General features: G+C 43.1%; 13 protein-coding genes. 9 read left to right on the forward strand and 4 right to left on the reverse strand.

Annotation, left to right across the window (positions count from 1 at the left end; translation table 11 throughout):
- Positions 1-6 precede the first annotated feature (6 nt).
- Positions 7-1,155, reverse strand: a complete 1,149-nt coding sequence (locus BLU80_RS16180; protein ID WP_091400557.1) for a 2-isopropylmalate synthase — start codon at positions 1,153-1,155, stop codon at positions 7-9.
- A 217-nt stretch (positions 1,156-1,372) separates the two neighbouring features.
- Between BLU80_RS16180 and BLU80_RS16185 the strand changes: the two genes are divergently transcribed.
- Positions 1,373-2,992 (forward strand): hypothetical protein, encoded by a 1,620-nt coding sequence (locus tag BLU80_RS16185; protein WP_211481884.1) that lies wholly within the window; start codon positions 1,373-1,375, stop codon positions 2,990-2,992.
- Between the two features lie 322 nt (positions 2,993-3,314).
- Here BLU80_RS16185 and trxA read toward each other — a convergent pair whose 3' ends face one another.
- Complete coding sequence (trxA, locus tag BLU80_RS16190; RefSeq protein WP_091400558.1) at positions 3,315-3,632, reverse strand: thioredoxin; 318 nt, start codon at positions 3,630-3,632, stop codon at positions 3,315-3,317.
- 191 nt (positions 3,633-3,823) lie between these two features.
- On the opposite strand from trxA, the gene BLU80_RS16195 reads away from it, so the two are divergent.
- The 3 genes from BLU80_RS16195 (at position 3,824) to BLU80_RS16205 (ending at position 6,327) form a co-directional block, all read left to right on the forward strand.
- A complete protein-coding gene (locus BLU80_RS16195) occupies positions 3,824-4,249 on the forward strand; it encodes an OsmC family protein (RefSeq protein ID WP_091400560.1) in 426 nt (141 codons plus the stop codon).
- A gap of 71 nt (positions 4,250-4,320) precedes the next feature.
- Positions 4,321-5,499: an O-succinylhomoserine sulfhydrylase gene (locus BLU80_RS16200; RefSeq protein ID WP_091400562.1), complete on the forward strand. Its 1,179-nt coding sequence runs from the start codon at positions 4,321-4,323 to the stop codon at positions 5,497-5,499.
- Between the two features lie 138 nt (positions 5,500-5,637).
- Complete coding sequence (locus tag BLU80_RS16205) at positions 5,638-6,327, forward strand: glycoside hydrolase family 25 protein (protein WP_091400564.1); 690 nt, start codon at positions 5,638-5,640, stop codon at positions 6,325-6,327.
- A 123-nt stretch (positions 6,328-6,450) separates the two neighbouring features.
- On the opposite strand, the gene BLU80_RS16210 is transcribed toward BLU80_RS16205, so the two are convergent.
- Together BLU80_RS16210 and BLU80_RS16215 are read right to left on the reverse strand one after the other, a co-directional pair.
- A complete protein-coding gene (locus BLU80_RS16210; RefSeq protein ID WP_091400565.1) occupies positions 6,451-8,043 on the reverse strand; it encodes a peptide chain release factor 3 in 1,593 nt (530 codons plus the stop codon).
- Positions 8,044-8,129: 86 nt separating this feature from the next.
- Positions 8,130-10,037 (reverse strand): ABC-F family ATP-binding cassette domain-containing protein, encoded by a 1,908-nt coding sequence (locus BLU80_RS16215; protein WP_091400567.1) that lies wholly within the window; start codon positions 10,035-10,037, stop codon positions 8,130-8,132.
- Between the two features lie 231 nt (positions 10,038-10,268).
- Between BLU80_RS16215 and BLU80_RS16220 the strand changes: the two genes are divergently transcribed.
- From BLU80_RS16220 to BLU80_RS16240, 5 genes are all read left to right on the forward strand, one after another.
- Positions 10,269-11,168 (forward strand): ROK family protein, encoded by a 900-nt coding sequence (locus BLU80_RS16220; RefSeq protein ID WP_091400568.1) that lies wholly within the window; start codon positions 10,269-10,271, stop codon positions 11,166-11,168.
- An 82-nt stretch (positions 11,169-11,250) separates the two neighbouring features.
- Positions 11,251-12,102, forward strand: a complete 852-nt coding sequence (gene nadC, locus BLU80_RS16225) for a carboxylating nicotinate-nucleotide diphosphorylase (RefSeq protein WP_091400570.1) — start codon at positions 11,251-11,253, stop codon at positions 12,100-12,102.
- A gap of 51 nt (positions 12,103-12,153) precedes the next feature.
- Positions 12,154-12,510 carry a translation initiation factor gene (locus BLU80_RS16230; protein ID WP_091400572.1) on the forward strand — a complete coding sequence of 119 codons (357 nt, stop codon included), beginning with the start codon at positions 12,154-12,156 and terminating at the stop codon, positions 12,508-12,510.
- A 15-nt stretch (positions 12,511-12,525) separates the two neighbouring features.
- Positions 12,526-13,185, forward strand: coding sequence for a deoxyribose-phosphate aldolase (gene deoC, locus BLU80_RS16235; protein WP_091400573.1), 660 nt, complete (start codon positions 12,526-12,528; stop codon positions 13,183-13,185).
- 57 nt (positions 13,186-13,242) lie between these two features.
- On the forward strand, positions 13,243-14,427 hold the full coding sequence (locus BLU80_RS16240; protein WP_091400575.1) for a M20 metallopeptidase family protein: 1,185 nt from the start codon (positions 13,243-13,245) through the stop codon (positions 14,425-14,427).
- Positions 14,428-14,457: the final 30 nt, after the last annotated feature.

The raw sequence follows: 14,457 nt of genomic DNA on the forward strand, positions 1-14,457 counted from the left end.
CCTGATTTAAACGGTTTTAGCCAATTCAATCAAATCCTCATCGGTCACCTCTTTTTTCTCATCTGCTACAGCCAGAAACCTTTCATAAAGTACATCCACCTGATCTCTGGTAAAATCGTGCCCCAGTTTTTTAAACCGGTAGGCAAGGGCGCTTCTGCCACTTCTTGCGGTTAATACTATTTTGGAGATATCGGCACCTACTTCCAAAGGATCGATAATTTCATAGGTAGTCGCTTCTTTAAGAAAGCCGTCCTGGTGAATCCCGGAGGAGTGCGCAAAGGCATTGTCTCCGACAATGGCTTTATTGGGTTGCACCGGCATACGCATGGTATCTGACACCTGCTTGCTAAGTCCATGCAAACGGGTGCTTTCAATATTGGTATACAGTCCCAGTTCAGGGTGTTTTTTAATGGCCATGGCCACTTCTTCTAATGAAGTATTGCCCGCTCTCTCTCCAATGCCGTTAATGGTACACTCAATTTGACGGGCACCGGCGATAACGCCTGCCAGCGAATTGGCCGTTGCCAGCCCCAGGTCATTATGACAATGGCAGGAGATGGTTGCTTTTTCAATACCTTTTACATGATTGACTAAATAAGAGATTTTTTCTGCGTATTGATGTGGCAAACAAAAACCAGTAGTATCCGGAATATTAACAACGGTGGCACCCGCTGCAATAACAGCTTCTATTAGCTGCGCCAAAAACACAATATCTGCTCTGCCGGCGTCTTCGGCATAAAATTCCACATCAGGAACCAGGTTGCGCGCCAGCTTTACGGCAGCTACTGCACGTTCCACAATATTTTCCCGGGTGGTATTGAATTTATACTTGATATGGTTGTCAGAGGAACCGATACCGGTATGAATACGGGGACGGCGGGCGGGCTTTAACGCCTCGGCAGCCACTTCAATATCCTTTTGCACTGCCCGGGTAAGCCCACAGACCGTAACCTCCTTTACCGCCTTGGCAATCTGTTCAACAGACTGAAAATCACCGGGACTTGAAATAGGAAACCCGGCTTCAATTATATCCACACCCAGTTGTTCGAGTTCAAGGGCCAGTTTAACCTTTTCTGAGGTATTGAGTTTGCAACCCGGCACTTGTTCGCCATCTCTGAGCGTAGTATCAAAAATATCAATTTTGTGTTCAGACATAATCTTAGCGTTATTTAATGGTCATTTATTTGTTAGGTAATCTTGAATAATTAAACAAACAAATGTAAGTTTTTATGATCGTTTTTCTTTATTTTTCAAATGTATTTACACTACTTTTTACAATCAAATCAAATTATGCGGTAATCTACGGTGAAAAACGTAGCTTTGTAAGGCTCAAACCTAGTAGCATCAGGGGTTTGCTAAATTGATTATTACTATGCCCAATCGAAGAAATGACGAGCTTTTTCAACTGATTAAATCGCTGGAAAAGAGTGAAAAACGCCATTTTAAGCTATTTATAAAAAGATCCTCCGGCGCGGAGGATCTGAAAATTGTACAGCTTTTCGATGCTTTTGACAAGATGGAGGACTATGATGAGCAGGCACTGCTGCGTAAAAATAAGTCGATTAAAAAGCAACAGCTCTCCAATATGAAGGCGCATTTATCGCGTCAGATCCTGGCTTCTCTCAGACTGCTTAAAGATGACAGCAACCTGGAAATGTGGCTCAATGAACAAATGGCTTATGCACGGATCTTATACAGCAAGGGGCTATATATCCAAAGCCTAAAAACCCTGGAGAAAATAAAACAGCAGGCAACCTTATACCATCAGAATGTCTCGCTATTACTGTCACTTGAACTCTCCAAGAAAATTGAGCTCTTACATGTAACCCGCTCCATGCAGGACAGGGCCGAACAGCTCTCAGAAGCTGTAAATCAGGTTACTAGCAAAATCACACTACAAAACCAACTCTCGAACCTGGCTTTGCAAATGTATGGCTGGTATATAAAAATGGGACATGCCCGTGATCAGAAAGATGTGCTGGCCGTACAGTTGTTTTTTAAAGCGAATTTACCGGAGATCATAGAACCGCAGTTGTCCTTTTATGCTAAGATGCATTATTACCAGGCTCACTGTTGGTATCATTTTATTTTGCAGGACCTGCGCATGTTTTACCGGTACACGCAAAAATGGTTTGATCTGTTTATCAAAGAGCCTTTGATGCAACAGATAGAACCGGTCCTTTTTGTCAAGGCCATGCACAATCTGCTCAGTGCTCATTTTGACACCAATAACCACGACAAATTTGTGGAAGTACTCAAAGTATTTGAAGCCTTTAGTCAAAAACCAATTGCCGGCAGCAGTATCAATATTAAAATACAGGTTTTCATGTATTTGTATACTGCAGAAATTAACCGCCACTTTCTGGAAGGCAGTTTCAGTAAAGGCATTGAGCTCATACCGCTAATAGAAGAGAAGCTGGAGGCCTATAAAAGCCATCTGGATACCCATAGGGTGCTGGTATTTTATTATAAAATAGCCTGTCTTTATTTTGGTAGTGGCGACAATAGCAAGAGTATTGATTATCTCAATAAGATTATCCACCAAAAGTCAGATCTGAGAACAGACCTGCAATGTTATGCCCGGTTATTACACCTGATTGCGCACTACGAACTGGGCAATATGGAACTGTTGGAATACCTGCTCAAATCTGTTTACAGGTATATGGCCAATATGAAAAACTTAAATATTGTAGAAGAGGCCATTTTTGCGTTTCTAAGAAAATCATTTAAACTATCACCAGGCCGCATTATAGTAGCATTTAAGGCGTTAAAAGAACAGCTGGATAAGCTGGAAAAAAACTCCCTGGAAACCCGTTCATTTATGTATCTGGATATCCAAAGCTGGCTGGAATCCAAAATCCGCAAAGTACCCGTACAAAAAGTGCTCAGAGAACGTTATTTAGCCACCCAGCGTCAGCTACAAAAAAGAACAATTAAAGCAAAAGCTCCACAACCCGTAAACCTGGATAAAACCAAGAAGCGAGTCTCATAACTCATTAACAATAAATTACTTAAGTGCATAGCTGATCCACAGAGCGGATCAGACTGCCTCCATTTATAAAAAATGGTTAATGCTGATGCCCCCTTTACCTTAAGATAGTGGTAATCCACCTCATTTTAACAAATAGCGCCCAACATTCAGAGGAGCTGCCGGCTGATGACACCAATTCTTCCGAAAAAAACGGGTAAGATCATACCAAAAAGGCGACGGTCAATCCACAACCAACAAAAAAGTACAGTACTTCAGTAGTACTGTACTTTTTTGTTGGTTGTGCCCTCTTTTTACGGATAGGGATACCGCTGCGTTTTAAAAATTAAAGATGTGCTTTAATTTTCTGATCCAATACGGATTTAGGAACTGCACCTATTTGTTTGTCAACTACTTCACCGTTTTTGATAAACAAGATAGCTGGAATGGAAGTAATACCATACTTAACGCTGACATCCGGGTTATTATCGACATTTAATTTGCCTATTTTAACCTGACCATCGTATTCTTTAGCCAGTTCTTCAACAACGGGACCGATTGCGCGACATGGCCCACACCATTCTGCCCAAAAATCAACAACGGTTAATTTATCGTTTGCAATCACTTCATTCTGGAAGTTGGCGTCGGTAAATTCTAAAGCCATAACTTTTACTTTTAAATTTAATTAATTACTAGGTTGAAATACAAAGATAACTCCAATTTCTGATTGTCGCCTCTTTTGACATAAATGGCCCTGGAATTATAACAATTGGGTGACAGAAAGGCATGAATGAAAAAAAATACCGTCCACTGTGTCATTTTTATGCCTAATTTTGCCCACCAAATAGATAGATTATGGCCAAAATAGAATTAATCAGGGCCGGTGCCAATTATGCCTTTGATTCCATTGATGAGAACGGAGTGATTACCAGAATGGATACCAAACCAGAAATGGGAGGGGAGGGATACGGAGCGAGACCCATGCAATTACTACTCAATGCACTGGCCGGTTGTGCCAGCATCGACATACTGTCCATTCTGAAAAAAAGAAAACAAGAGATTACCGATTACAAGGTAACCGTGGATGGCCAAAGAGAGGTTGGCAAAGAACCCTCTTTGTGGACGGAGATTTTCCTGACTTTCAGCATTGACGGAGATGTGGACAGGCTGAGTGCCAAAAAGGCCATCGACCTTTCTTTGGATAAATACTGTTCCGTGGCTGCCACCCTGCGTGCAGCAGGGGCTACTATCAAATATGAACTTATTTTAAATGGTCAATAGTATCATCAGGGATCATTTATAGCCGTTCATCTGAAGCCTAGCAATTATCATCACATAATATTAATCAATACATGTCAAATAGAAAATTACACCCTGAGACCGAGGCGGTCCGTCTGCAGACCCCGACAACGGCTCAACATGAACATTCCACGCCCTTATTTCTGACCAGCAGTTTTGTTTTCGACAAAGCTGATGATATGCGGGCAGCCTTTGCCGGAGAAACCGACGATAATATTTACAGCAGATACAGCAACCCGAATGTGGATGAGTTTGCGGCCAAAGTTGCGGCAATGGAAAAATGTGAGGCAGGTTATGCAGTAGCCAGTGGAATGGCAGCTGTATTCAGCTCTTTTATGGCACTTTTGAAAACCGGTGATCACCTGTTATGCTGCCGCTCTATTTTTGGTGGAACGGTTACGGTTGTAACCAAATTCTTAGACAAATTTGGAATAGAATATACTTTTGTTCCGGCTAATGATGTCAGCAGTTGGGAACAGGAAATCCGCCCCAATACCAAAATGATTTACCTGGAAACGCCTACCAATCCGCAGCTGGAATTAGTGGATCTGGAAGCCGTGGGTAAACTGGCTAAAAAACACAACATCATTTTTAACGTGGATAACTGCTTTGCCACCCCGGTATTACAGACACCCGTTGATTTTGGTGCCGATATCGTCCTGCATTCCGCTACCAAATGGATGGACGGACAAGGTCGGGTACTTGGAGGTGTTGTCGTTGGCAAAAAAGAATTAATTCACGAGATTTACCTGTTTTGCCGTAACTCCGGACCAGCGCTGTCTGCCTTTAATGCCTGGGTGTTAAGCAAAAGCCTGGAAACTCTTTCCATCCGCATCGACCGTCATTCGGCCAGTGCTTTAAAAATAGCGGAAAAACTGGAAAAAAATCCGCAGATTGAATGGCTGAAATATCCGTTTTTACCCAGCCATCCGCAGTATGAGATTGCTAAAAAGCAAATGAAAGCCGGCGGTGGTATCGTTTGTTTTGAGATCAAAGGTGGCGTAGAGGCGGGTGCCAAGTTCATGGACAGCCTGGAGTTATTATCGCTGACACCGAACCTGGGCGACTCAAGAAGTATCGCTTCACATCCGGCCAGCACGACACATGGTAAGTTGACGGAAGAAGAAAGAGCCAAAGTAGGCATCACTCCGGGACTGATTCGTATTTCTGTTGGTCTGGAACATCCAGATGATATCCTATCTGATATTGAACAGGCCCTGGCCAAAATCTAATAAAATCAAAGGCCTATCATACGGCCAATCCTTTATGTATTAGACGATTAAAAGGCATGCATCCTTGAGGATACATGCCTTTTTTCATGGCAGGTTTTTTGTTATAATGCTGGCAGATAACATCAAAACAGAGAATACATGACTCAAAAGCGACGCTTCATTCATTCTTTTTTCGTATTTTTTCCCTTTTGCACCTTGCTTTTTATTTCACAAGGCCCCCTTTTTGCTCAATCAGCAGATGGTATCTGGGGGTTGGACATTTCCCATCATCAGGGCAGCATTGATTGGAAGACGGTTGGGGAAAAGAAGCCTGATTTTATTTATTTTAAAGCCACGGAAGGAAGTACGCACGGCGATGCTAATTATGAGGAAAACAGAGCCCAGGCACGTAAATATGGCATTGTATCCGGCGCCTATCATTTTTTCTCCTTTACCTCACCAGGCATCCGGCAGGCTTTGCATTTTGTCCATAGCGCCAAACTAAAAAAAGGAGATTTACCCCCGGTACTGGACGTTGAATGGATTAAGCCCATGCCTTCAGTCAGTGCTGTGCTCAGAGAGGTAACGACTTTTTTAACCACTGTAGAAAAAGAAACCGGTGTTCGACCGGTTATTTATACAGACTGTATGCTGTATAATCAATTTCTGAAAGCCGGGCTCCCCAAGCCTTATAAGTTATGGATTGCCAGCTATCAGTCCAGGCCCAGTTGTGATTGTATCTTCTGGCAAAAAAGCAACAACTACAAGATAAGTGGCATTGATGGGTATGTGGATTATAATGTCTTTATGGGCAGTAAAAGCCAGTTTCAGGCCATTAGAATCGATTAATCCTGGAAGGTATTGACAAAATATATGTAAGTGATCATGCACAAATAATAAAGCCAGTCATTTGTTGACTGGCTTTATTATTTAAGGCTACCGCCTGATGGTACGTATTGCCCGCTGCTGCGATTAAGCTTCCTGTCCGATTACTTCACTGGAGAAGGCGAAATGAATATCCGGATTATTGCTGATTTCCGTATTTAAAAACCATTCACTTTGCGCCAGATAGACAGGGTTGCCGTCTTTATCTTCCCCTGTATTTTGTTGTTTAAAACGCATAAAATCGGCCAGCATTTTCCCATCATTACAACTCAGCCAGCAGGCTTTGTAAAAGGGTAAGGTCCTGAATTCCACCGCAGCTCCATATTCTTGTAAAAGACGATATTGAATCACCTCAAACTGCAATTCTCCCACACAACCAATAATTTTTTTGGTACCTCCGTATTGGGTAAATAACTGCGCCACTCCTTCATCGGTTAATTGGGCAATTCCTTTTTCCATCTGCTTGGTCTTCATCGGATCCTTATTAACCAGTTCCTTGAAGATTTCAGGGGAAAAGGAAGGTATGCCGGTGAAATAAAACTTCTCACCCTCTGTTAAGGTATCTCCGATTTTAAAGTTGCCTGTATCAAACAGACCAACCACATCACCAGGATAGGCATCCTCAATAATATCCTTACTGCGCGCCATAAAACTATAGGGATTGCTAAAGCGCAGATCCTTATCCAGACGCACGTGTTTATAATACTTATTGCGTTCAAATTTGCCGCTGCAGACTCGCAAAAAAGCAATACGGTCTCTGTGTTTAGGATCTAAGTTGGCGTGTATTTTAAATACAAATCCGCTGAACTTATCTTCTCCGGCCGACACCTCTCTGAGCGTCGTATTTCTATCTCTTGGAACGGGTGCAATATCAATAAAAGTATCCAGCATTTCTTTAACCCCGAAATTATTGACAGCACTCCCAAAGAAAACAGGTGCCACCTGACCGGCCAGATAAGCTTCCGTATCCAGGTCTCCATACACTCCTTCAATTAATTCCACATCCTCTCTTAAGGTTTCTGCATCCTTTTCTCCCAGTTTTTTATCCAGCACCGGATCTGTAAGATCTTCGATTACGACGCTTTCGCTATCCGCTCTCGTGCCAGGTGTAAAGAGTACCAGATTCTTTTCCCTTAAGTTATAAACACCCTTGAAATCCTTACCACTATTAATAGGAAAGGTCATAGGATGCAAGGTCAGTTTTAATTCTTTTTCAATTTCTTCCAACAGATCAAAACGGTTTTTACCGTCCCTATCCATTTTATTGATAAAGACAATGACAGGTGTATCACGCATGCGGCAGACTTCTATCAGCCTTCTGGTCTGATCTTCCACACCGTTTACGCTATCGACCACCAGCACCACGCTATCCACTGCCGTCAGTGTGCGATAGGTATCTTCGGCAAAGTCCTTGTGCCCCGGAGTATCCAGCAAATTGATTAAAAAGTCCTTATATTCAAAGGTCATGACGGAAGTAGCCACCGAGATACCACGCTGACGCTCAATCTCCATAAAGTCTGAGGTCGCATGTTTTTTAATCTTATTACTCTTAACGGCACCCGCAGTTTGTATGGCCCCGCCAAATAGCAAAAACTTCTCGGTCAGCGTGGTTTTACCCGCATCCGGATGAGAGATAATGGCAAAAGTCTTACGACGGTTAATTTCTTTTTCGTATTTCATCTTTATAAATAGCTGGCAAAGTTAATTATATTTCAGGCGATAGCAAAGCCATAAACAGGAAAATCCTGACTGGGCCCCGATCATCCTTATTCCATTAACTCACTGAGTTCCAGCCAGCGCATTTCTTTTTCTTCCAAAAGTGCCAGGATTTCAGAAATCCTTTTACTATGCAGGCTCAGCTGTTCAAATTCCAGATTGCCCGCAGCAAGGAATTCTTCCAGATTAGCTTTTTCGGCCTCCAGATCAGCTATTTCGGTTTCCAGTTGTTCAAATTCCCGTTTCTCCTTATAAGAAGGCTTTTTTACTGTATTTTCTTTTTTTGGAGACGCTATCTGTATTTCTTTTTTAATCTCCTGATTTTTAACTTCTTGCTGATCTTTAAGTAATTTTTCTTTTGCTTCCTGCTGTTTCTGGTAGAGTCTATACTGGGTATAATTACCCGGAAAATCTCTGATTGTACCTTCCCCTTCAAAAACAAAAAGATGATCCACCAACCGGTCCATAAAATAACGGTCATGGGAGACAATCAGAATACAGCCCTGATAATCCATTAGGAAATTTTCTAATACCGAAAGTGTTGGCAAATCCAGATCATTGGTCGGCTCATCCAAAATCAAAAAATTTGGATTTCTAAACAAAATGGTCAGCAATTGCAGCCTTTTTTTCTCTCCACCGGAAAGTGATTCAATAAAAGTATATTGTTTATCCCCTGGAAATAAAAACAGCTCCAGAAACTGTGCTGCTGACAAAGACCCTCCACCGGCTAACGGAAAACTCTCAGCAATGGATTTAACGTATTCAATCACCCGTACGTTATCTTTAATTTCCAGGCCCTGCTGGGAGAAATTACCGAAAACAACGGTTTCTCCTATATTCACCTTACCACTATCCGCCAGTTCTATTTGCTGTATAATATTTAGTAGGGTAGATTTACCTGCTCCGTTTTTACCGACCACACCGATGCGTTCACCTTTGGTAAATGTATAATCAAATCCCTGGATAACTTTTTTGTCCCCGTAACTTTTATACACTTTTTTCAGCTCCACCACTTTGCCGCCCAGTCTGGTCATTTTAGCTTCCAGCTGTAATTGAGATTCCTCAATTTTCTGACCGGCCTTTTCGGCTACCTTATAAAAATTGTCCTGCCTGGATTTACTCTTAGTGGTTCTGGCCTTGGGTTGCTTGCGCATCCATTCCAATTCTTTTCTATAGGTATTGCGGGCCTTTTCAATGCTGGCCTGTTCGCTTTCCATGCGGGCCGCCTTGGCCTCCATATAATATTCATAATCACCACGGTATACCTGAATATCAGAGCGGTCCAGTTCCCAGATCACCTCACAGACACTGTCCAGAAAATAACGGTCATGCGTCACTAACAGCAAGGTGACCTTCTCCTGATTTAAATAATGCTCCAGCCATTCTATCATTTCTACATCCAGATGATTGGTCGGTTCATCCATCATCAGCAGCGTGTGACCAGGTTCAAAACCGATATCAACCAGTGTCCGGGCCAGTGCGACACGTTTGCGCTGACCGCCACTGAGTGTAGACACTTTCTGATGATGTTGCCTGATATTTAATTTGGCAAAAATCTGCCCTACTTTAGCGTCAAAAGACCATCCGCCGACCTCGTCCATCCATTGAAAAGCACTGGCCAGCTGATCTGCATCCTCGGATTCCACAGCCGCTTCATAGCTTCTGATGGCCTGAATCACCGGATGTCCGTCATGCAAAACATTTTCCAGGATAGATCCATTTTCATCAAATTCGGGCTGCTGTTCAAAAAGTGCCACTTTAACATCTTTATGAACCCAGAGTTTGCCTTCATCCGGCACTTCCTTACCCGCCAGGATTTTAAGTAAGGTACTCTTACCCACACCATTACGGGCGATAAGGCCGATTTTATCCCCTTCATTGATATTAAATGAGATATTTTTAAACAGTGGAATAATTCCGTAACTCTTGGTAAGCCCTTCGGCAGATAAATAATGCATTTTGCAAAGATAACTCCGGTAAACTGATATGCAAGTTCTCAAAACAGAATTAAAGAAATCTGTTTGATTTTAACGGTAAAGCCAGCGTCACTTATAATTAAATAACAAAATTTAAAATATGTAAATGAATATAATCTGATTTCGTTCATTTGCTTTTTTGCAAGTCGCCATCATCAACCATTTGCAGAATACATCTTATATTTGGGCCAATATTTACACAAAAAGTTATCTATGGCAATATGGGGTATCGATCTGGGAGGCACTAAAATAGAAGGCGTCATTTTATCTTCGTTAAATGACACGACACCTATTGTCCGTCAAAGAATTCCAACTGAAGGGGAGAAAGGATATGATCATATCATAGGCAGAATCGCCCAGGTACTTGAGCTATTGAAGACTAGTTCAGGCCTTGTTCCGGAGCGAATAGGAATATGCACGCCCGGTGTACTGGATCCCGGTATGCAGACCATGAAAAACTGTAATTCCACAGCCCTGAACGGTCGCCCTTTATTAGCCGATCTGGAAAGAGTTTTACAAATCCCGGTAAAAATGGCCAATGATGCCAACTGTTTTGCCCTGGCAGAAACCCACCTGGGCGTCGTTAAACAACAGGCTCCGGATGCTAAAACTGTTTTTGGGATTATCATGGGAACAGGCGTGGGCGGCGGCATAGTCGTAGACGGGAAAATCATAGAAGGCCATCATGGCATAGGAGGGGAATGGGGGCATAATTTTCTGGATATCAGCGGGGGCCCCTGTTATTGCGGTAAAACAGGTTGCGTGGAAACTGTCATTGCAGGCCCTTCCCTTGAAAGATATTATGCGCAGCAGTCGGGCCAGAAAAAACTGTTGAAGCAAATGGTGGCAGACCAACATACCGATCCATATGCAGGCGAAACCTTAAATCGTTTGTATGAACAGTTTGGCAGAGCCTTGTCCGTTGTGATTAACATACTGGACCCGGACGCCATCGTCATTGGCGGCGGTGTCGGTAATATTGAAGATTTATATACCAAAGGAAAAGAACGACTGGCATCTTATATTTTTAACGACCGGGTGGAAGTCCCTATTTTAAAACCACAACTGGGAGATAGCGCAGGTGTCTTTGGGGCCGCCGCATTAGTAGGCTAGAACCAGGAAGTGTTTGCGGAACCCGGTTATTTACAACAGCAGGCTCCGCTACCTATAATATAAAGAAGAAAAGAATTAATATATGCTGCATATAGACCATTTAATTGAAGAAGCATTAAGAGAGGATATCGGCAGTGGGGACCACTCCACTTTAAGTTGCATACCTCAGGAGGCCAAAGGCAAGGCGTTACTTAAAATTAAACAGGATGGTATTCTGGCCGGCATGGAAGTGGCCGAAATTATCTTTAGAAAAATGGAAAAAGACTGTCAGTTTTTTCCCTATAAAAAAGACGGGGATAAAATGGCAAATGGTGAAATTGCTTTTGAGGTAAGTGCCCATGTACATACTATATTAAGCTGCGAAAGGTTGGTTCTTAATTGCATGCAGCGTATGAGCGGTATCGCTACTTTGACCAGGCAGTATGCCGATATCCTGGAAGGCTATCATACGCAGATACTGGATACCCGCAAAACGACACCCAATTTCCGAATACTTGAAAAAGAGGCAGTACGCATAGGCGGGGGCATCAACCACCGTTTTGGACTGTATGATATGATTATGCTTAAGGACAACCATATAGATTACGCCGGCGGCATAGAACAGGCTGTTAACCGTGCGCATCAGTATGTCATAGCTTCTGGTCTGCCACTTAAAATAGAAGTAGAAACAAGGACGCTGGAAGACGTAAAAAAAGTGATAGAGATAGGGGAGGGCAAAGTATTCAGGGTCATGTTGGATAACTTCAGCCCTGCACAGTTAAAAGAAGCTTTGACTTTAATTGATCACCGGTTTGAAACGGAAGCCAGCGGTGGTATCAACTTAGAAAGTTTGCGTCAGTATGCAGATACAGGAGTTGACTTCGTCAGTGTAGGCGGGCTGATTCATCAGGCCAAGAGTCTGGATCTGAGCCTGAAGGCTGAAATTGAAAAGTAAAACAAGCGGATAGGTAACCAATTTTTCTAACCCAAAATCTTCCAATGCAATATGGCCAAGCATAAAAAAGATTACAGCAACACAGCCGGCGGTTATGTATATAGTACCAACCCCGATTTTAAACTGGAAAATGAAACCGAGCAGGTCCTCACACCTCCTGCCAAAGAGCAGCGGTTACGCATCTGGCTGGAAACTAAAAACCGGGGCGGAAAAGCTGCCACCGTTATCAAAGACTTTAGCGGCAATGAAGCAGACCTCAAAGACCTGGGTAAAAAACTACAGAAGTTTTTAGGTACTGGCGGCGCTGTTAAGGACCGGGAGATTATAATCCAGGGTGACCAAAGAGAAAAAGTCCTGACCTTTTTAACAAAAGAAGGATTTTCAGGAACTAAAATTGCAGGAAAATAATAATCACAATCACTCATGCGACTCAATCATTTAATAGATCATACGGTATTAAAACCGACCACGCTGATTAGCGATGTAGAGAAATGTTGTAAGGAGGCTAAGCAATACGGATTTGCATCGGTATGCATACCGCCGCCTTTTGTAAAAATGGCTAGTAGCCTGCTTAAAGAGACTAACGTCAAGGTGGGTACTGTAATCGGCTTCCCTTTTGGGTATAGTGCTATTGAAGCCAAACTTGCGGAATCCGTACTAGCAATGGTAGATGGGGCCGATGAGCTGGACGTGGTCATTAACTTAATTGCCCTGAAAAATCAGGACTGGACTTATCTGGCAAGTGAGCTGAATCACCTGATGCCGGTCATTAAAAAAGAGAAGAAAACCCTTAAAATTATTATTGAAAGCGGTATACTGACCGACGAGGAAATCATCAAATGCTGCCAGCTTTACGGCGTGGCAGATATTGACTTTTTAAAAACCTCCACCGGTTATGCTGAAAAAGGAGCCAGCCTGTATGCGGTAGCGTTATTCAAAGCAAATCTGCCAGCAAACATGGGTATTAAAGCCTCCGGCGGCATCAGGGATTATGCATTTGCCGCAGACCTCGTTCAGGCAGGTGCCACCCGGCTTGGCTGTAGTGCCAGCGTGGCCATCGTTACAGACCCTGCCAATACATAAAAAAATTGAATGTCCTAAGCAAGCCGGACATTTTCATCCTATTACATTCCTTCTATTATGCTGAAAGATAAAATAAAAGAACTCGCAGAAGCTTATCACAGTGAGTTTATAGATATACGCAGACATTTGCACGCCCATCCTGAGCTAAGCTATCAGGAATTTGAGACCTCTAAATTTGTGCAGCAAAAGTTAAAATCATTTCAGATTCCTTTTCAGGTCATGGCTGAAACCGGCGTTATTGGACTAATTGAAGGTAAGAATCCCACCAGTAGAGTGATCGCCTTAAGAGCAGATATGGATGCGCTGCCCATACTGGAAGCCAATACGACCTCTTATGTCTCACAAAATACCGGTGTCATGCATGGCTGTGGCCATGATGTACATACGACTTGTTTGCTTGGTGCTGCAAAAATCCTGGCTGAGACGAAGGATTTATGGGAGGGAACTGTAAAATTAATTTTTCAGCCGGGAGAAGAAAAAAATCCGGGCGGAGCCAGTCTATTGATAAAAGAAGGTGTGCTGGAAAATCCGGCTCCGGCGGGTATTATCGGCCTGCATGTGCATCCCGGACTGCCCGCCGGCAGGCTCAGTTTCAGAAGCGGCAGAGTGATGGCCAGTGCAGATGAGATATACATTACCATTCAGTCCGAAGGCGGTCATGCCGCAGCGCCGCACCTGACCGCAGATACGATATTGATTGCATCTGAATTAATTGTCAGCCTGCAACAGTTGATCAGCCGCAACTGTGATCCGTTTTCACCTTCCGTATTATCCATTTGTTCTTTCCAGGGAGGACACACCACCAATGTAATACCTTCCGAAGTAAAACTAAAAGGAACTTTCAGGGCCATGGATGAGACCTGGCGCTATAAAGCACATGATCTTATTAAAAAAATGGCTGAAGGGCTGGTCAGTTCAATGGGCGCCAAAGTGGATGTTCATATCGACATAGGCTATCCCTCTGTTTATAACCAGGCGGCCCTTACGGAAACCTGCAAAACGCTGGCGGAAGATTTTATAGGGGCCGATAAGGTGGAGGAAACAGAATTAAGAATGGGCGCCGAGGACTTCGGACATTATACGCAACATATTCCAGGCTGTTTTTACCGCCTGGGCGTACGCAATGAAGCGCGCGGTATTATCCATAATGTTCATACACCTCATTTTGATGTGGATGAATCCGCCATCAAAACGGGCATGGCCATGATGGCCTGGCTGGGGTCCCAGACTGGCAATATATAACTTACTGAGTAGCAAAGAGAAACGAATTCC

This window comes from Arachidicoccus rhizosphaerae, assembly GCF_900107765.1.
In the GTDB taxonomy this organism is placed as follows: Bacteria; Bacteroidota; Bacteroidia; order Chitinophagales; family Chitinophagaceae; genus Arachidicoccus; species Arachidicoccus rhizosphaerae.

Coding starts and splice junctions, on each gene's coding strand:
- BLU80_RS16180 (WP_091400557.1), bottom strand. CDS start 1,155: ATGTCTGAACACAAAATTGATATTTTTGATACTACGCTCAGAGATGGC.
- BLU80_RS16185 (WP_211481884.1), top strand. CDS start 1,373: ATGCCCAATCGAAGAAATGACGAGCTTTTTCAACTGATTAAATCGCTG.
- trxA (WP_091400558.1), bottom strand. CDS start 3,632: ATGGCTTTAGAATTTACCGACGCCAACTTCCAGAATGAAGTGATTGCA.
- BLU80_RS16195 (WP_091400560.1), top strand. CDS start 3,824: ATGGCCAAAATAGAATTAATCAGGGCCGGTGCCAATTATGCCTTTGAT.
- BLU80_RS16200 (WP_091400562.1), top strand. CDS start 4,321: ATGTCAAATAGAAAATTACACCCTGAGACCGAGGCGGTCCGTCTGCAG.
- BLU80_RS16205 (WP_091400564.1), top strand. CDS start 5,638: ATGACTCAAAAGCGACGCTTCATTCATTCTTTTTTCGTATTTTTTCCC.
- BLU80_RS16210 (WP_091400565.1), bottom strand. CDS start 8,043: ATGAAATACGAAAAAGAAATTAACCGTCGTAAGACTTTTGCCATTATC.
- BLU80_RS16215 (WP_091400567.1), bottom strand. CDS start 10,037: ATGCATTATTTATCTGCCGAAGGGCTTACCAAGAGTTACGGAATTATT.
- BLU80_RS16220 (WP_091400568.1), top strand. CDS start 10,269: ATGGCAATATGGGGTATCGATCTGGGAGGCACTAAAATAGAAGGCGTC.
- nadC (WP_091400570.1), top strand. CDS start 11,251: ATGCTGCATATAGACCATTTAATTGAAGAAGCATTAAGAGAGGATATC.
- BLU80_RS16230 (WP_091400572.1), top strand. CDS start 12,154: ATGGCCAAGCATAAAAAAGATTACAGCAACACAGCCGGCGGTTATGTA.
- deoC (WP_091400573.1), top strand. CDS start 12,526: ATGCGACTCAATCATTTAATAGATCATACGGTATTAAAACCGACCACG.
- BLU80_RS16240 (WP_091400575.1), top strand. CDS start 13,243: ATGCTGAAAGATAAAATAAAAGAACTCGCAGAAGCTTATCACAGTGAG.